The sequence below is a fragment of the Pseudomonas sp. 05N431 genome (assembly GCF_056397005.1).
Genome location: NZ_JBFTMN010000008.1, coordinates 53,135 through 70,743, shown reverse-complemented (window position 1 = coordinate 70,743; position 17,609 = coordinate 53,135). Strand labels below are relative to the sequence as shown.

The 17,609-nt window shown below is 60.7% G+C and carries 15 protein-coding genes and 1 other RNA gene; 2 read left to right on the top strand and 14 right to left on the bottom strand.

The genetic code is table 11. The features are described 5' to 3' along the window. From AC1DIG_RS15685 to rsmI, 14 genes are all read right to left on the bottom strand, one after another. Entirely contained in the window at window positions 1-969 is a 969-nt protein-coding gene (locus tag AC1DIG_RS15685; protein WP_477768023.1) for a D-alanine--D-alanine ligase, read from the bottom strand. Next, complete coding sequence (gene murC / locus AC1DIG_RS15680) at window positions 966-2,426, bottom strand: UDP-N-acetylmuramate--L-alanine ligase (RefSeq protein WP_477768022.1); 1,461 nt, start codon at window positions 2,424-2,426, stop codon at window positions 966-968. Before murC ends, AC1DIG_RS15685 begins: the two co-directional genes overlap by 4 nt. Beyond that, window positions 2,419-3,489, bottom strand: coding sequence for an undecaprenyldiphospho-muramoylpentapeptide beta-N-acetylglucosaminyltransferase (gene murG, locus AC1DIG_RS15675; RefSeq protein ID WP_477768021.1), 1,071 nt, complete (start codon window positions 3,487-3,489; stop codon window positions 2,419-2,421). The genes murC and murG overlap by 8 nt, the downstream gene beginning before the upstream one ends. After that, a complete protein-coding gene (gene ftsW, locus AC1DIG_RS15670) occupies window positions 3,479-4,696 on the bottom strand; it encodes a putative lipid II flippase FtsW (RefSeq protein ID WP_054595714.1) in 1,218 nt (405 codons plus the stop codon). Before ftsW ends, murG begins: the two co-directional genes overlap by 11 nt. Further along, window positions 4,693-6,039, bottom strand: a complete 1,347-nt coding sequence (gene murD, locus AC1DIG_RS15665) for a UDP-N-acetylmuramoyl-L-alanine--D-glutamate ligase (protein ID WP_477768020.1) — start codon at window positions 6,037-6,039, stop codon at window positions 4,693-4,695. Before murD ends, ftsW begins: the two co-directional genes overlap by 4 nt. A 5-nt stretch (window positions 6,040-6,044) precedes the next feature. Continuing rightward, the gene (gene mraY, locus AC1DIG_RS15660) at window positions 6,045-7,127 is read right to left on the bottom strand and encodes a phospho-N-acetylmuramoyl-pentapeptide-transferase (RefSeq protein WP_427533291.1); all 1,083 of its coding nucleotides are present in this window, start codon (window positions 7,125-7,127) and stop codon (window positions 6,045-6,047) included. Continuing rightward, window positions 7,127-8,494, bottom strand: a complete 1,368-nt coding sequence (locus tag AC1DIG_RS15655; RefSeq protein WP_477768019.1) for a UDP-N-acetylmuramoyl-tripeptide--D-alanyl-D-alanine ligase — start codon at window positions 8,492-8,494, stop codon at window positions 7,127-7,129. The genes mraY and AC1DIG_RS15655 overlap by 1 nt, the downstream gene beginning before the upstream one ends. Next, on the bottom strand, window positions 8,487-9,950 hold the full coding sequence (locus AC1DIG_RS15650; protein WP_477768018.1) for a UDP-N-acetylmuramoyl-L-alanyl-D-glutamate--2,6-diaminopimelate ligase: 1,464 nt from the start codon (window positions 9,948-9,950) through the stop codon (window positions 8,487-8,489). Before AC1DIG_RS15650 ends, AC1DIG_RS15655 begins: the two co-directional genes overlap by 8 nt. Beyond that, window positions 9,950-11,689 carry a peptidoglycan D,D-transpeptidase FtsI family protein gene (locus AC1DIG_RS15645; protein WP_477768136.1) on the bottom strand — a complete coding sequence of 580 codons (1,740 nt, stop codon included), beginning with the start codon at window positions 11,687-11,689 and terminating at the stop codon, window positions 9,950-9,952. Before AC1DIG_RS15645 ends, AC1DIG_RS15650 begins: the two co-directional genes overlap by 1 nt. Further along, window positions 11,689-11,982 (bottom strand): cell division protein FtsL, encoded by a 294-nt coding sequence (ftsL, locus tag AC1DIG_RS15640; protein WP_019693564.1) that lies wholly within the window; start codon window positions 11,980-11,982, stop codon window positions 11,689-11,691. The genes AC1DIG_RS15645 and ftsL overlap by 1 nt, the downstream gene beginning before the upstream one ends. Beyond that, the gene (gene rsmH, locus AC1DIG_RS15635) at window positions 11,979-12,926 is read right to left on the bottom strand and encodes a 16S rRNA (cytosine(1402)-N(4))-methyltransferase RsmH (protein ID WP_427533294.1); all 948 of its coding nucleotides are present in this window, start codon (window positions 12,924-12,926) and stop codon (window positions 11,979-11,981) included. Before rsmH ends, ftsL begins: the two co-directional genes overlap by 4 nt. After that, complete coding sequence (gene mraZ, locus AC1DIG_RS15630) at window positions 12,923-13,378, bottom strand: division/cell wall cluster transcriptional repressor MraZ (protein ID WP_019693566.1); 456 nt, start codon at window positions 13,376-13,378, stop codon at window positions 12,923-12,925. Before mraZ ends, rsmH begins: the two co-directional genes overlap by 4 nt. Before the next feature lie 494 nt (window positions 13,379-13,872). Continuing rightward, an RNA gene (gene rnpB, locus AC1DIG_RS15625) (RNase P RNA component class A) lies at window positions 13,873-14,226 on the bottom strand. 75 nt (window positions 14,227-14,301) lie between these two features. Continuing rightward, entirely contained in the window at window positions 14,302-15,174 is an 873-nt protein-coding gene (gene rsmI, locus AC1DIG_RS15620; protein ID WP_477768135.1) for a 16S rRNA (cytidine(1402)-2'-O)-methyltransferase, read from the bottom strand. Between the two features lie 208 nt (window positions 15,175-15,382). On the opposite strand from rsmI, the gene AC1DIG_RS15615 reads away from it, so the two are divergent. Together AC1DIG_RS15615 and AC1DIG_RS15610 are read left to right on the top strand one after the other, a co-directional pair. Beyond that, window positions 15,383-17,194 (top strand): penicillin-binding protein activator, encoded by a 1,812-nt coding sequence (locus AC1DIG_RS15615; RefSeq protein WP_477768017.1) that lies wholly within the window; start codon window positions 15,383-15,385, stop codon window positions 17,192-17,194. Beyond that, window positions 17,194-17,556 carry a YraN family protein gene (locus AC1DIG_RS15610; protein WP_477768016.1) on the top strand — a complete coding sequence of 121 codons (363 nt, stop codon included), beginning with the start codon at window positions 17,194-17,196 and terminating at the stop codon, window positions 17,554-17,556. The genes AC1DIG_RS15615 and AC1DIG_RS15610 overlap by 1 nt, the downstream gene beginning before the upstream one ends. The last annotated feature ends 53 nt before the right edge of the window (window positions 17,557-17,609 follow it).

The following is a 17,609-nucleotide window of genomic DNA, read 5'->3' as shown; positions in this document are numbered from 1 at the left end:
TTAACCTCGCGGCTCTACGTGACTGGCAACACTGGCCGCCAGGATCGCCAGCACCAACTGCTGGAAATCCAGACCGGCGGCGCGTGCGGCCATTGGGACCAGACTGTGATCGGTCATGCCCGGTGCGGTATTGACTTCCAGGAACCAGAACTGCCCATCGGCGTCCTGCATCACGTCAGCCCGTCCCCAACCGGCGATACCCAGCGCCTCACAGGCTTTCGCCGTGAGGTCCATGAGTTCTTGTTCCTTGGCGCTATCGAGGCCACACGGGATCCGGTACTGGGTATCGGAGGCCAGGTACTTGGCGTCGTAGTCATAGAAAGTGTGTGGCGTGCCCAGAGCGATCGGTGGCAACACCTGATCACGCAGGGTCGCGATGGTGAACTCCGGACCTTGAATCCATTGCTCGACCAACACTTGCGAATCGTAGGTACTGGCCGCTTTCCAGGCTTCGATCAACTCAGCTGCCGAAGTCACTTTGGCCATACCGATACTTGAACCTTCATGCGCCGGTTTGACGATCAAAGGGAAGCCCAGTTCCGTCGCCGCCAAAATACAGTCGGCTTCGCTGCCCAGTACCGCGTGACGTGGCGTCGGAATGCCGAGGCTGTGCCAGACCTGTTTGGTCCGCAGCTTGTCCATGGCCAGTGCCGAGGCCAGGATGCCGCTGCCGGTGTACGGAATCCCTGCGCATTCGAGCAGGCCCTGCATGCTGCCGTCTTCACCGCCACGACCGTGGAGAATGATGAAGGCGCGGTCGATTTTTTCGTTCAGCAGGCGTTGCAGGAAATCGTCGCCGACGTCGATGCCGAACGCATCCACGCCAGCGGACTGCAGCGCTTCAAGCACTGCGTTACCGGATTTCAGCGAAACCTCACGTTCGGCGCTTTTGCCACCGAACAGCACGGCCACACGGCCGAAGTCTTTCGGGGCGATTGTCGAGAACAGGTTGGCGTAGGCAGCAGTCATTTCAACTTCCCCTCGCTAGGCGCGACAACGGCACCCGCGAACAAAGGACTCTTCAACAGTTTCGGTGCAAGACCGCCGATATCACCGGCGCCCTGGCACAGCAGGATGTCGCCGGCACGCAGCAGCGGCTTGACCAGTGGCGCAAGGTCGACACCGCGCTCGATGTAGATCGGGTCGAGCTGACCGCGCTGGCGGATGCTGTTGCACAGCTTGCGGCTGTCAGCCCCCGGAATCGGCTCTTCTCCGGCCGGATAGACTTCCATCAGCAGCAGCACGTTGGCGTCGGCCAGTACATTGACGAAATCGTCGTACAGGTCGCGGGTGCGGCTGTAGCGGTGCGGCTGGTAAACCATCACCAGGCGGCGCTCTGGCCAACCACCGCGCACGGCTTTGATCACCGCTGCGACTTCGGTCGGGTGGTGACCGTAGTCGTCCACCAGCATCACATTGCCGCCTTCGACCGGCAGTTCGCCGTAGACCTGGAAGCGTCGGCCAACACCCTGGAAGCCCGACAGCCCCTGAACGATGGCTTCATCGCTGACGCACTCGTCGGTCGCGATGCAGATGGTCGCCAGCGAGTTCAATACGTTGTGGTTGCCCGGCATGTTCACCGAGACATCCAGCGGTTCGCGGTCAGGACGCAGCACGGTGAAGAAGGTCTGCATGCCTTGCTGGCGAACATTGATGGCGCGCACGTCGGCGTCTTCGCTGAAGCCGTAGGTCATGGTCGGACGCTTGACCAGCGGCAGGATTTCACGCACCACCGGGTCGTCCAGGCACATCACCGCCAGACCGTAGAACGGCAGGTTGTGGAGGAACTCGACGAAGGTTTTCTTCAGTTTGTTGAAGTCACCGTCGTAGGTCGCCATGTGGTCGGCGTCGATGTTGGTGACCACGGCTACCAGCGGCTGCAGGTGCAGGAAACTGGCGTCGCTTTCGTCGGCTTCGGCAATCAGGTAACGGCTGGTACCCAGCTGGGCATTGGTGCCCGCGGCATTCAGACGACCACCGATCACGAAGGTCGGGTCCAGGCCACCGGCGGCGAACACCGAAGCGATCAGGCTGGTGGTGGTGGTTTTGCCGTGAGTACCGGCGACGGCGATGCCGTGGCGGTAGCGCATCAGCTCGGCGAGCATTTCGGCACGCGGCACCACGGGGATACGACGTTCAAGGGCCGTCGCAACTTCCGGGTTGGAAGTGTTCACGGCGCTCGATACCACCAGGACATCGGCGCTCGCGCTGTTCTCGGCGCGGTGGCCGATGAAGATCTGGGCGCCGAACGATTCGAGACGCTCGGTCACCGGCGATGCTTTCAGGTCGGAACCGGACACTTGATAGCCCAGGTTCAGCAACACTTCGGCAATTCCGCACATGCCCACACCGCCGATTCCGACGAAGTGGATGCGACGGATGCGGCGCATTTCCGGCTGCGGCATGGCTTTCTGATTTTCAACCATGAACCACCTCCAGGCAGATATCGACTACGTTGCGGGTTGCATCAGGTTTGGCCAGGCGACGCGCGGCGCCAGCCATGTCATTGAGTCGTTGCGGTTGCATCAAGACCTCTGTCAGGCGTGCAGCGAGATCCGCTGCGCCAGTCGTTCTTTGCGGCATCAGGAAGGCAGCGCCTTCACGGGCCAAATATTCGGCATTGCGGGTCTGGTGATCGTCGATTGCATGGGGCAAAGGCACCAGCATCGAGGGCAGACCGGCAGCAGCCAGCTCACTGACAGTCAGCGCGCCAGCGCGACAGACCACCAGGTCGGCCCAGCCATAGGCTTGGGCCATGTCTTTGATGAAAGGCTGCACTTGCGCCTCGACACCGGCCGTGCGATAGCGCTCGGCAGTCACTTCATCGTGGTTTTTACCGGCCTGATGAAACACTTCCGGGCGCAGTTCGGCAGGAACCAGCGACAGGGCTTCAGGCAGCAATTTGTTCAACGGTTCTGCGCCCAGGCTTCCGCCCAGGATCAGCAAACGCGCTTTGCGTCCGGCCAGGGCTGAACGCGGTGTATCGAGGAACAACTCGGTGCGCACCGGGTTACCGGTAGTGCGCCGGCTGCCACTGGCAGCAAAGGTGTCCGGGAAAGCTTCGCAGACTCGCGCGGCCAACGGCACCAGCAACCGATTGGCGGTACCGGCGACGGCGTTCTGCTCATGAACGATGACGGGGACACCGGCCAATCTGGCCGCTACGCCACCAGGGCCGGTGACATATCCGCCAAAGCCCAGTACGCAGACCGGCTTCAGCCGGCGAATGACCGCACGGGCCTGCCAGATCGCCTTGAGCAATACAAAAGGTGCCTTGAGCAGCGACAGCTTGCCCTTGCCGCGCAGGCCGCTGACGTTGATCAAGTGCAACGGCAGGCCGGCATTCGGGACCAGTTCGTTTTCGATCCCGCGTGGCGTCCCGAGCCAGTGCACGGTGTAACCGCGCGCCTGAAACTCGCGAGCACAGGCCAGCGCCGGGAACACGTGGCCACCGGTGCCGCCCGCCATGATCAGCACGTTAGCGCCCATGGGTCGGCTCCTCGGCGAAGTCACTCTCGCTGAACTCCATCTCTTCGCTGCCCAAGTGGGTTCGACTTTCCCATTCGATACGCAACAACAAGCCAAGACAGGCGCAGCAGATCACCAACGAACTGCCGCCGTAACTGAGGAACGGCAGGGTCAGACCCTTGGTCGGCAGCAAGCCGACGTTCACCCCGATGTTGATCAGGAACTGACCAATCCACAGGAACGACAAGCCGTAGGCGACATAGGCGGCAAAGAATTGCTTGGCCTTCTCTGCCCACAAACCGATGTACATGCCGCGTATGCACACGAAGACGAACAGCGCGACGGTGGCCAAAGAGCCAACCACGCCCAGCTCTTCGGCCAGGACCGAGAACACGAAGTCGGTGTGCGCTTCCGGCAGGTAGAACTGTTTCTGCACGCTGTTGCCCAGGCCAACACCCAGCCACTCACCGCGACCGAAGGCGATCAGCGCCTGGGTCAACTGGTAACCGGAACCGAACTGATCCGCCCAAGGATCGGTGAAGGTGGTCAGACGGGCCATTCGATAAGGCTGCATCTTGATCAGTAGCACCACCGCCACCACCGCCAGTATCACCATCAGGGTGAAGCGGAACAGCCCGACGCCGCCCAAAAACAGCATCGCCGCCGCGGCCCCCATCATCACGACGGTGGCACCGAAGTCCGGCTCCATCAGCAACAGGCCGGCCATTGGCAGCAACACGATGAACGGCTTGAAGAAGCCCATCCAGCTTTCGCGTACTTCTTTTTGCCGACGCACCAGATAACCGGCGAGGTAGATCACCACAAAGACCTTGGCGATCTCGGAAGGCTGGACGTTGAAGAAGCTGAAACCGATCCAGCGCATCGAACCGTTCACCTCACGGCCGATCCCCGGGACGATCACCATCACCAGCAAACCGAACGCACCGATCAGCATCAGCCAGCCCAGGCGTTGCCAGGTCGCGATCGGAATCATCATGGTGACGATGCAGGCACCGAAGCCGAGCACGATGTAGACAAGGTGGCGAATCATGTAATACAGGGCGCTGCCCGACTGTACCGCCGCCACTTCGGTCGAGGCAGAGGCGATCATGACCAGCCCCAGGCCGATCAATGCCAGGCAACCGGCGAGCATCGGGAAGTCGAGGTCGATCCCACGCCCGGTGATGATCGGCGACGGGTACGGCTTGATGATATTTCTCAAGCTCATGCCAAGTCCTCCACGGCTTGGGCGAACAGATGCCCACGCTCTTCGTAGTTCTTGAACATGTCGAAACTGGCGCACGCCGGCGACAGCAGCACGGCATCGCCTGGCTGGGCGATGGCGCGGCATTGCTCGACCGCTTCGATCAGCGAGTTGACGCGAATCAGTGGCACGGCATCGCCAATGGCCTGGCCAATCAGCTCGGCATCACGCCCCATCAACACCACGGCGCGGCAGTTGGCCGCGACCGGATCACGCAGATCCTTGAACTCGGCACCTTTGCCGTCGCCACCGGCGATCAGCACCAGCTTGCCCTGGATGTCTGCACCCAGGCCTTCGATAGCGGCCAAAGCGGCGCCAACGTTGGTAGCTTTGGAATCGTTGTAGTAGCTCACGCCATTCAGGTCGCGGACCCACTGGCAGCGATGCTCAAGCCCGGCGAAGGTGCGCAGGCTCGAGAGCATGGCGTCGAACGGCAGGCCAACGGCGTGCCCCAGGGCCAAGGCCGCGAGGGCGTTGGACTGGTTATGCGCGCCACGAATTTTCAGCTCGCGCACCGGCATCAGGCTCTGGAATTCAAAGGCCAGATACTTCTCGCCATTTTCCTCGCGCAGACCAAAAGCCTTGAAATCCGGCTTGTTCAGGCCGAAGGTCCAGCACGGCAGGCCCTCGCCCATCAACGGACGGCTCAGCGCATCCTGACGATTGACCACCACTTGCTTCGCGCCACGGAAGATCCGGTGCTTGGCCAGGTGATAGGCCGGCAGGCCGCTGTAACGGTCCATGTGGTCTTCGCTGATGTTCAGCACGGTGGCCACTTCGGCGCCCAGCTGATCGGTGGTCTCCAGCTGGAAGCTCGAGAGTTCCATCACGTACAGCTCGACGTCGTCGCTCAGCAGATCGAGTGCCGGAGTACCGAGGTTACCGCCCACCGCCACGCGCTTGCCCGCCGCTACCGCCATTTCGCCGACCAGCGTAGTCACGGTGCTTTTTGCGTTGGAGCCGGTAATGGCAACGATCGGCGCCTTCGCATTACGGGCGAACAGCTCGATATCACCCGACAGCTTCACGCCACGAGCAGCCGCTGCTTGCAGGGCCGGAGTCGCCAAGGCCAGGCCCGGGCTCACGTAGAGCTCGTCGGCACGGCAGAGGAACTCGACATCCAGCTCGCCACAACGCACTTCCACCTGCGGGTAGTCACGGCGCAGCGTGGCCAGCTCCGGTGGATTTTCCCGCGTATCGGCGACAGCGAACGACACGCCCCGGTTCGCCAGGAAGCGAACCAGGGACATGCCGCTCTTGCCGAGGCCGACAACGATGCGGAAGTGGTCAGAAGCGATCAGAGACACTCGTTCTACCTCAGCTTCAGGGTGGCAAGGCCGACCAGTACGAGAATCACGGTGATGATCCAGAAACGGACGATCACGCGTGGCTCGGGCCAGCCCTTGAGTTCAAAGTGGTGGTGAATCGGTGCCATGCGGAACACGCGGCGACCGGTCAGCTTGAAAGAGGCAACCTGAATGACCACCGACAGGGTTTCCATCACGAACACACCGCCCATGATGAACAGGACGATTTCCTGACGAACGATCACTGCGATGGTGCCCAAAGCCGCGCCCAGCGCCAGTGCGCCGACGTCGCCCATGAAGACTTGAGCCGGGTAGGTGTTGAACCAGAGGAAACCCAGGCCGGCACCGATCAACGCGCCGCAGAATACGATCAGCTCACCTGCGCCCGGTACATAAGGAATCAGCAGGTATTCGGCGAATTTCACGTTACCCGACAGGTAGCAGAAGATCCCCAGCGCGCCGCCGACCATCACGGTTGGCATGATCGCCAGGCCGTCGAGGCCGTCGGTCAGGTTGACCGCGTTGCTGGAGCCGACGATCACGAAGTAGGTCAGGACCACGAAGCCAATGCCGAGTGCGATGCTGGCGTCTTTGAACATCGGCACGATCAAGGTCGTTTCAACCGCGCTTGGTGCAGTCATATAAAGGAAGATCGCCGCGCCCAGGCCGAACACCGACTGCCAGAAGTATTTCCAGCGGCTCGGCAAGCCACGGGAGTTCTTCTCGATGACTTTGCGGTAATCGTCGACCCAGCCCACGGCCCCGAACAGCAGGGTGACCAGCAACACGACCCAGACATAGCGGTTGTGCAGGTCTGCCCAGAGCAAGGTGCTGATGCCGATGGCGGTCAGAATCAGTGCGCCGCCCATTGTCGGAGTGCCCGACTTGGACAAGTGCGATTGCGGGCCGTCATTACGGACAGACTGGCCGATCTGGCGGTTCTGCAACGTGCGGATCATCCAGGGACCCAGGCACAGCGACAACGACAACGCGGTCAGCACACCGAGAATCCCGCGCAGGGTCAGGTACTGAAAGACCGCGAAGCCTTTGTAGAACTGTTGCAGATACTCCGCTAACAACAGCAGCATTAATGTTTCTCCCCGCTCGAACCGCACAAAGCCGCAACGACGTTTTCCATCGCAGCGCTTCGCGAGCCCTTGATCAAAATAGTGGTGTTTGTATCGTGTTCGGTGCCCAGCGCCGCGATCAGATCAGCCTGATTGGTAAAGTGACGAGCCTGCTCACCGAAGGCTGCGACGGCATGCGCCATCATCGGGCCAACAGCGTAAAGCGCGGAAACCTTGCCGCTGGCGTACGCGCCAACGTCGCGGTGCCCCTGCTCCGCCCACTCGCCCAACTCGCCAATATCCCCGAGCACCAGAATGGTGCGGCCGGAAAAGCCGGCGAGTATATCAACGGCGGCGCACATTGAGGTGGGGTTCGCGTTGTAAGAGTCATCAATAACACGCATGCCATTGGTCGCCAGTTGCGCCACGGCACGACCCTTGACCGGTTGCACCGCATTCAGCCCCGTCGCGATACCGAACAGCGACACACCCAGTGCATGGGCGGCAGCCGCGGCGGCCAGGGCATTGGCAACGTTGTGGTTGCCAAGCAGGTTCAGCTGAACCTGTTCGACGCCTTGCGGACTGTGCAGCGTGAAGGACGGGCAACCGCGAGCGTCACGAGCCAGATCGCTGGCATGGAAATCGGCACGGCTGTCGTTCAGGGCAAAGCTCAGCACCTGGCGACCGGCGGCGCGCTTCTTCCAGATATCAAAAGCCTTGTCGTCGAGGTTCAGAACGGCGACGCCATCGGCGTCCAGCCCTTCGAGAATCTCGCCCTTGGCTTCAACGATTTTTTCCGGCCCGCCGAACTCGCCGACGTGGGCGGTTCCGGCGTTGTTGATCACTGCCACATGTGGCTTGGTCATGCCGACGGTGTAGGCAATCTCGCCGATCCGCGAAGCACCCAGTTCGATGACCGCTGCGGTGTGTTCCGCGGCCAGTTCGAGCAAGGTCAGCGGAACGCCGAGGTCGTTATTCAGGTTGCCACGGGTCGCCAGTACCGGCCCCCGCGTGCGCAGGATGCTCGCGAGCATCTCCTTGACCGTGGTTTTGCCGCTGGAACCAGTGATTGCCGCAACCGGGTTCGAATACGCCGCACGATTCAGCGCGCCGAGTTCGCCAAGGGCCTGACGAGTATCCTTAACCAGCAACTGCGGCAACGTGGAGTTCGTCACTTCACGCTCGACCAGGGCCGCGACCGCGCCTTTGGCAGCGACGTCGTTCAGGTAGTCGTGACCATCGAAACGCGGCCCGGTCAGGGCAACAAACAACTGGCCCGGCTTGATCGCCCGGCTGTCGATGCTGACGCCATCGAAGCTGCTGTCGGCAGTCAGCAGACGGCCGGCCAATGGGCTCGCGACTTCGCTCAATTTCAAGGCTTTAAGCATGGGCCACCTCCCACGCGGTCAAGGCACGGCCGGCCTCCACCAGATCGGAGAAATCATGGCGTTCGCCGTTGATTTCCTGATAGTCCTCGTGACCTTTACCGGCCAGCACAATCACGTCGTCCGCGCTGGCGCCGGCGATCAACTGGGCAATCGCCTGGCCACGGCCGGCGACGAAACGGACGTTATCCACCGCCGTGAAACCGGCGCGGATGTCGTCGAAAATCTGTGCAGGGTCTTCGGTGCGCGGGTTGTCATCGGTGACCAGCACGCCGTCGGCAAGACGCTCGACCACTTCGGCCATCAGCGGACGCTTGCCGCGATCGCGGTCACCGCCGCAACCGAACAGGCAGAGCAATTTGCCCTTGGCGTGTGGACGCAGAGCCATCAAGACTTTTTCCAGCGCATCCGGGGTATGGGCGTAGTCGACCACCACCAACGGCTGAGTACCGCCGCCCAGACGCTGCATGCGACCGGCCGGGCCTTCGAGTTGCGGCAGTACGTGAAGGATTTCATCCAGTGCGTAATCCAGACCGAGCAAGGCACCGACAGCGGCCAGTACGTTGCTCAGGTTGAAGCGGCCGAGCAAAGCGCTGCGCAAATGGTGTTCGCCCTGCGGCGTCACCAGTGTGGCGCGCACGCCTTCATCGTCGAACTGCGCTTCACGGCAATAGAGGTAGGCACTGGTGTCTTCGAGACTGTAAGTGATCAGGCGCGACTCAGCCTCTTCAGCCGCGAGTTGCCGACCGAACGCGTCGTCGAGGTTGATCACCCGGCACTTCAGGTCGTTCCAGGCAAACAGCTTGGCCTTGGCCTCGCCGTAAGCTTGCATGGTCCCGTGATAATCCAGGTGATCGCGCGACAGATTGGTCATCACTGCCACATCGAACGCCAGTGCCGTCACGCGCCCTTGATCCAGACCGTGGGAGGACACTTCCATGGCCACGGCTTTGGCACCAGCCTTTTTCAGGTCGGCCAGGGTTGCCTGTACTGCAATCGGGTTCGGCGTGGTGTGCAGGCCACTTTCCAGTGCGCCGTAGAAACCGGTGCCCAGGGTGCCAACAATGCCGCAGTGCTGCCCCAACAGGTCCAGCGCTTGTGCGACCAGTTGGGTCACGCTGGTCTTGCCGTTGGTGCCGGTCACGCCAATCAGGTTCAGGTTACGGCTCGGGTCGCCGTAAAAACGCCCGGCAATATCCGACAACTGCGCAGCCAGACCCTTGACCGGAATCAGCGGTACTTCGGTAATCGGCAGGACGGTCGCGCCTTCGACTTCGTAGGCGACTGCGGCGGCGCCACGTTGCAAGGCGTCGGCAATGTGCGTACGACCGTCGAATTTAGCGCCTGGAACTGCCAGAAACAGGTCACCAGCGCGGACATTACGGCTGTCCAGGGTCAGTTCGCGAATCAACAGATCACGGCCGGCGTGGGCGAAAATCTTGTTCAGGCTAAGCGACATCAGCCACGCCCTCCATTGGCTTTAACAGGGGTAACCGGCGCCGCGTTGGCTTGCTGGGTGGGCGGCAGGTTGTCCGGCGTGATGTTCATCAGACGCAGGGTCCCGGACATCACTTTGCTGAACACCGGCGCCGAAACCAGACCACCGAAGTAGCCGGCCTTGCTCGGTTCATCGATAACCACGACGATCGCGTAGCGCGGGTCGCTCATGGGACCAAAACCTGCGAACAGCGAGCGGTAGGAGTTCTCGGCGTAGCCTTTGGTGCCCACCGATGTCTTACGTGCAGTACCGGACTTGCCAGCGACGTGATAGGCCGGCACTTGCGCACGGAATACACCGCGCGGCGCTTCGATCACCTGCTGCAACATGCCCTGCATGGTTTTCGCCACGGCTTCCGGAATCACTTGGGTGGTTTGCGCGGCCTTGTCGGTCTTGATCAGGGTCAGCGGTGCGATACGGCCGTTGTTGGCCAGCGCCGAGAAGGCGTGGACCAGTTGAATCGCGGTCACCGAGATACCGTAGCCGTACGACAGCGTGGCCGTCTCGGCCTTGCGCCATTCGCGGTAGTTCGGCAGGTTGCCGACGCGCTCGCCCGGGAAGCCCAGGCCGGTGTCCTGACCGAGGCCGACTTTCTGCGCCAGGCGGAAAATCGTTTCGCCGCCGATATCGAACGCGACCTTACTCATGCCGACGTTACTGGAGTTGATCAGAATGCCGGTCAGGTCGAGCACCGGGCCTTCGGTCTTCGATACGTCCTTGATGGTGTACTTACCAATCTGCAAGCTGCCCGGGTACACCTCGACGGTGTCGCTCGGTTTCCAGCGCCCGGTTTCGATCGCGGCACTCATGGAGATCGCTTTCATGGTCGAACCCGGTTCGAACACGTCGATCATGGCGCGGTTGCGCATCATCGCCGGTTGCAGGTTGCGACGGTTGTTCGGGTTGTAGGTCGGCTGGTTGACCATGGCGAGGATCTCGCCGGTCTTGACGTCCATGATCACCAGGCTGCCAGCCTTGGCGCCGTTCTCGATGATCGCGTTGCGCAGCTCGCGGTTCGCCAGGTATTGCAGACGCAGGTCAATCGACAACGCCAAGGGCTTGCCGGCCTTGGCGTTTTTGGTCACTTGAACGTCTTTGATCAGTCTGCCGCGCCGGTCCTTGATGACCTGACGCTTGCCAGCGACACCGGCCAGCCATTCGTCGTACGCCAACTCCACGCCTTCACGCCCGTGGTCATCGATGTCGGTAAAGCCGACCATGTGCGCGGTGACTTCGCCGGCCGGGTAGAAACGCCGGAACTCTTCGATGCCGTAAACGCCCGGTACTTTCAGATCGAGCGCGACCTGGCCCTGCTCGGGGGTCAGCCCGCGCACCAGATAGATGAATTCTTTATTCGCCTGAGCTTCGAGTCGCTCGGCCAGTACTTTAGGGTCCTGCCCCAGCACAATCGCCAGTGCCGGCCACTTTTCCTTGGCCAGCTGCATTTCCTTGGGGTTGGCCCACAGGGTGGTGACCGGGGTACTCACGGCCAACGGCTCGCCGTTACGGTCGGTGATCAAACCACGGTGAGCCGGAATCGGGATGTGTCGAACACTGCGCGCATCGCCCTGACCAATCAGGAAGTCACGGTCGATCACCTGCAGGTCGACAATGCGCCACGCGATGGCGGCCACCATGACGCCCAGCAAGCCGAGCACCACACGAAACCGCCAAGGAAAGAGTGCCCCTTCGAGTTTCATCATGGCGCCACCATCCGTACGTCAGCGGCGCCGGGAATGCGCATCTTCAGTTGTTCGGTGGCCAATACTTCGATACGGCTGTGGGCGGTCCAGGTGCTCTGCTCGAGAATCAACCGGCCCCACTCTGCCTGCGCCTTGTCGCGCACACTCAACTCGTTGTACAGCGAGTTCAGTAACTGGCGGTTCCAGTGAGCGCTATAGGAAACTCCGATCGCGGAGACCAATACGGCGACAAAAAGCAGCAGCATGAAAAAGCTTCCGCCTGGAAGTGGCTTGGCGAAGAGCTTGCTCACCGAAGTTTCTCCGCGACACGCATGACGGCGCTACGGGAACGAGGGTTGGCTTTGAGTTCGGCTTCGCCAGCGAACTGCGGTTTGCCATGGATCTTGATTTTCGGCACAAAGGCTTCGAAACGTACCGGCAGGTTGCGCGGCAGGTTATCGGTTTCGCCCTTGACCAGTTTGCGCATGAACTGTTTGACGATGCGGTCTTCCAGCGAGTGGAAGCTGATCACCACCAGGCGACCGCCCACTTCGAGGGCTTCAAGCGCGGCTTCGAGACCGGTCTCAAGATCGCCCAACTCGTTGTTGACGTGAATTCGCAGGCCCTGGAACGCACGGGTAGCCGGGTTCTTGCCCTTTTCCCAGGCAGGGTTGGCGACTTTCAGGACTTCAGCCAGATCGCCAGTGCGCTCGAAGGGCTTGATATCACGACGCTCGACCACGGCACGGGCCATACGGCCGGAGAAACGCTCTTCGCCGTATTCCTTGAACACGCGGGCAATTTCTTCGACGGGTGCGGTGTTGACGAACTCTGCCGCACTGATCCCGCGAGACGGGTCCATGCGCATGTCCAGCGGGCCGTCATTGAGAAAACTGAAGCCACGCTCCGGGTCGTCGAGCTGTGGCGATGAGACGCCCAGGTCGAGCAGAACGCCGCTGACCTTGCCGGCCAGACCGCGTTCGGCAACTTCCGAACCGAGCTCGGCAAAGCTGCGCTGCACAACGACAAAGCGGCCGTCTTCGGCCGCTAGCGTTTGCCCGGTGGCAATCGCCTGAGGATCTTTGTCGAATCCCAGCAACCGACCATCGGGACCGAGCTGACTGAGAATCAGGCGGCTATGCCCGCCGCGCCCGAACGTGCCATCCAGATAGCAGCCATCAGGGCGTACGGCGAGAGCCTCAACGGCTTCGTCAAGCAGTACGGTGATGTGGTTAAAGCCGCTATCAATAGTCACAGGATCAAATCACGCAGTTCATCAGGCATGGCGCCCGGTTGTTGAATAGCAGCCAGGTCAGCAGCAGAAACCGCATCCCAGGCATCCTCGTCCCACAATTGGAACTTGTTCAGTTGGCCTACCAGCATCGCGCGCTTATCCAATTTGGCGTACTCGCGCAGACGCGGTGGAACCAGAAAACGACCACTGCCATCGAGCTCGAGGTCGACGGCATTACCAATCAGCAAACGTTGCAAGCGGCGGTTCTCTTCGCGAAGCGAAGGCAGTGCGCGCAGTTTGGTTTCAATCAGCTCCCACTCATCGAGCGGGTAAACACATAAACAAGGATCAACGGCATCAATTGTGACAATTAATTGCCCGGAACTTCGCGAAACGAGCTCGTCACGATACCGGCTCGGCATGGCGAGACGGCCTTTTGCATCGAGACTGATAGCGTTAGCTCCGCGAAACACGTCAGCGTTTCTCCAAATTTTAGCGTTTTACGCTTAAAAAACCCACTTCATGCCACTTTCCGCCACTTGCGCACACTATAGGAATGCGCCCACCACACCGTCAAGGCGCGGATTGAAGGAAAACCCTTACAGATCGGAGATTTAGCGCTGTAAAAGAAGGGGTTACGAGTATTTGGCGGATGATTTGGCTCAATAACTTGAAGCAGCACTGAAGGCTACGTTCAGAAGTTAAAGTGATTTGTTAAGAGTAAGATTTTTTCGGTATTACAAAAGCGCTTCTGCTATTGATTCAAGCAGGGAGGGAATTGGCCACTACCCGGGTGATGCGACTAACGGTTCAAGCGCTGGCTAATCGGTATTACGAAGCCCTTCTGCCACTGATTCAGGCAGGAAGGTAATCACTACTGTACGGAGCCTCTGCCAAGGGCTCAGCAGAGGGCGAATCAGTATTACCACGTCCTTCCGCCAAAAATTCAAGCCGAAGGAACAAAAAGGTGGAGAGTCGATCTATAAGCCGGGTTCTGTCTTGAACAGTCATTCGTCTACGATGGCCATCACTGGACATCTTTAGCAACCTACCCGGTCCCAGCGCGGGCCACGCCTTGGGACCCTATTTGGTCTTGCTCCAAGTGGGGTTTACCTAGCCACGAACTGTTGCCAGTCGTGCGGTGCGCTCTTACCGCACCTTTTCACCCTTACCGGCACCGAAGTGCTTAGGCGGTTATTTTCTGTGGCACTTTCCGTAGGCTCACGCCTCCCAGGCATTACCTGGCACTTCGCCCTATGGAGCCCGGACTTTCCTCCCCCCCCTAATTTTCATAGAGGGCAGCGACTGTCCAATCGACTCTCCGCCGCAAAGGTTAACGGCAGAGCGCCCGAAGAACAAGCGATAAAAGCCTTTGGCCGCCCTGCAACCCGCGTTTTTACTCGCTTTTCTGTTTATCCAGGGCGACCTGATAGAGAACGTTCTTGCGCTCACCGGTAATTTGCGCCGCCAACGCCGCGGCACGCTTGAGCGGCATTTCTTCGAGCAGCAGATTGAGAACACGCATCGCCTCGCTACTCACCGCCTCCTCACTCTCCGGTGCCGACCAGCCGGCCACCAACACCACACACTCGCCGCGCTGCTGATTGCTATCGTTTTCGACGAATGCCCGCAATTCGGCCAACGGCAGCCCCTTGAGGGTTTCAAAGGTTTTGGTCAGCTCGCGAGCAAGCAGCGCCGGACGCTCGGCACCGAACACCAGCTCCATGTCCTGCAAGCATTCGAGAATCCGGTGCGGCGCTTCGTAAAAGATCAGCGTACGCGGCTCTTCCTTTATGGACTCCAGGCGCGCACGTCGCCCCACCGCCTTGGCCGGCAAAAAGCCTTCGAAGATGAACCGGTCAGATGGCAACCCCGCCGCAGACAACGCAGCGATCAACGCGCAAGCACCGGGAACCGGTACTACATTGATACCTGCCGCCCGCGCCTGCCGCACCAGGTGATAACCCGGATCAGAGATCAGCGGCGTTCCCGCATCGGAAATCAGCGCGACATTGTCGCCGGCCAGCAAGCGCGTGATGAAGCGACTGCCCTCATCGCGCTCATTGTGCTCATGACACGCCGCCAGCGGCGTGGCGATCCCGAAATGCTGCAGCAACCGCAAGGAGTGACGAGTGTCTTCAGCCGCGATCAGCGACACGTCACGCAAGATTTTCAGCGCCCGCGCACTGATGTCATCCAGGTTGCCGATGGGCGTCGCCACCACATATAGCGAGCCAGCAACGGAATTCAAAGCACCTGGAGCAGTCAAAGCGCACACCTCATGATCGGTAAAACCGGCATTGTAGCGCGTAGAAGTGCCTTGAATGCGCGCAGCGATCATCTTGCTCCACGCCCTTTTGTTGATCGCCGTAACATTTACACGACCTAAATTGAAGGTTTCACGCCAGTAACATCGCGCCCCGGCCAGCGCTTGGGTACAATTCCACGCTAATTTGATCGAGTATCAGGAACATTACATGATCGCTTGCCTGCGGCTGTTCTCTGCCCTCTGCCTCGCTGCTCTGTTGGCGGCTTGCGCCAGCTCGCCCTCCTCCAGCCTTGGCGAACTTCCACGGACTACGGATGCCAGTATCGAGCAACTGCTCGAACAGGCTACCTCCAGCAAAACGCCGGAGAAAGCCGCCCTGTTTCGCCTGAGCGCAGCAGACCTGGCCTACCGCCAGGGAAATGCCGGCCAGTCTGCACAAATTCTTCAGCAGGTCCCGATGGACCAGTTGAAACCCGGCCAACAGGTGTTCGCCAGCACCCTGGCCGCCGAACTGGCGCTGACTCGCAACCAGCCCAAGGCCGCACTGACCGCCTTGAGCCATCCGAGCCTGCAACACCTGGGCGAGATGCCGGTCGAGCAACAAGTGCGCACCGGCACCGTCCATGCCCGCGCCCTTGAAGCCGACGGCCAGACCCTGGCCGCCGCCCGCGAGCGCATCTTTATCGCCCCACTGCTCAAGGATGACGCGGCCAGCAAAAACCACGAGGCCATCTGGGCACTCATTTCGTCCCTGCCGGCCGACCAACTGCAACCCATCACCACCGACGACCTCGGCGGCTGGATGAGCCTGGCGGTGGCGGTGAAAAACGCCGCTACGCTGGAACAGCAGCAGGCCGCTATCGACAACTGGCGCGCACAGCACCCTAAACACCCGGCCGCACTGGTGCTGCCACTGCCTTTGACCAAGCTCAAGGAACTGGCCAGCCAACCGGTCAGCAAGATCGGCCTGCTGCTGCCACAAGACGGTCCGCTGGCGTCGGTCGCCAAGGCACTGCGCGAAGGGTTCATGGCCGCTCACTACCAGGCCCAACAAGCCGGACAGAAGCCGCCTGCCATCGAGTTCTATGACAGCTCGCACCTGACCTCGCTGGACGACTTCTATCGCAAGGCACAAGCCGACGGCGTGCAACTGGTCATCGGCCCGCTGGAAAAACCGCTGGTCAAACAACTCAGCACTCGCCCGCAATTGCCGATCACCACGCTGGCGCTGAACTACAGCGAAGGCGAGCAAGGTCCGGCCCAACTGTTCCAGTTCGGCCTGGCTGCCGAAGACGAAGCCCGCGAAGTTTCCCGTCGGGCACGCGCCGACGGCCTGCACCGCGCCGCCGCCCTGGTGCCGAAAGGCGAATGGGGCGATCGCGTGCTTAAAGCCTTCCGCCAGGATTGGGAAGCCAACGGCGGTACCGTCGTGGGCATTGAACGCGTTGATCAGCCAGTAGCCCTGGCTCAACAAATCGCCGACCTGTTCCAGCTGCGCCAGAGCGAAGGTCGCGCCAAGAGCCTGCAAAGCACCGTAGGCTCGCAAGTCGCTGCACAGCCTTCGCGCCGTCAGGATATCGAGTTCATTTTCCTCGCCTCGACACCCCAGCAAGCCCAGCAGATCAAGCCAACGCTGAACTTCCAATACGCAGGCGACGTACCGGTTTACGCCACGTCCCACGTGTTCAGCGCCAGCGGCGACCAGAACCAGTACAACGACATGAACGGCATTCGCTTCTGCGAAACCCCATGGCTGCTGGACGCCAACGATCCGTTGCGCAGACAAGTGACCGCTCAATGGCCACAAGCCGCAGGCAGCCTGGGCCGTCTCTACGCAATGGGTGTCGACGCCTATCGCCTGGCACCGCGCCTGGGCCAACTCAAGGCACTGCCAGACAGCTCCATCGAAGGTCAGTCGGGCACCCTGAGCATGACCTCCTCGCAACGCATTCAACGTCAGCTGCCGTGGGCACAGTTCATCAACGGCCAGGTTCAACGCCTGCCTGACACACCACGCTGATGCCCGACAGGTCAGGCCAACAAAGCGGTCGAGATGCTGAAAGCCAGGCGCTCAAGCATCTCCAGCAACAAGGTCTGCGCCTCCTGGCGCAGAACTGGTTGTGTAAACGCGGCGAGCTTGATCTGGTCATGCTTGACGGCGATACAGTAGTATTCGTCGAAGTCCGCTACAGACAAAACACCCAATGGGGTGGCGCGCTCGGCAGCATCGATGCGCGCAAGCGTCAGAAATTGATACTCGCCGCGCAGTATTTTCTGCAGCGCGAGTCGCGCTGGGCCAACTCCCCCTGCCGTTTCGACGTAGTTGCCATAGACGGCAGCGCGGCTCATTTGAACTGGCTAAGGAACGCCTTTGACAGCTGACTGCTCAAAGGCAAGGCCGATCTTCACTCAACACTTTTGCTCTTTGCTTTGCG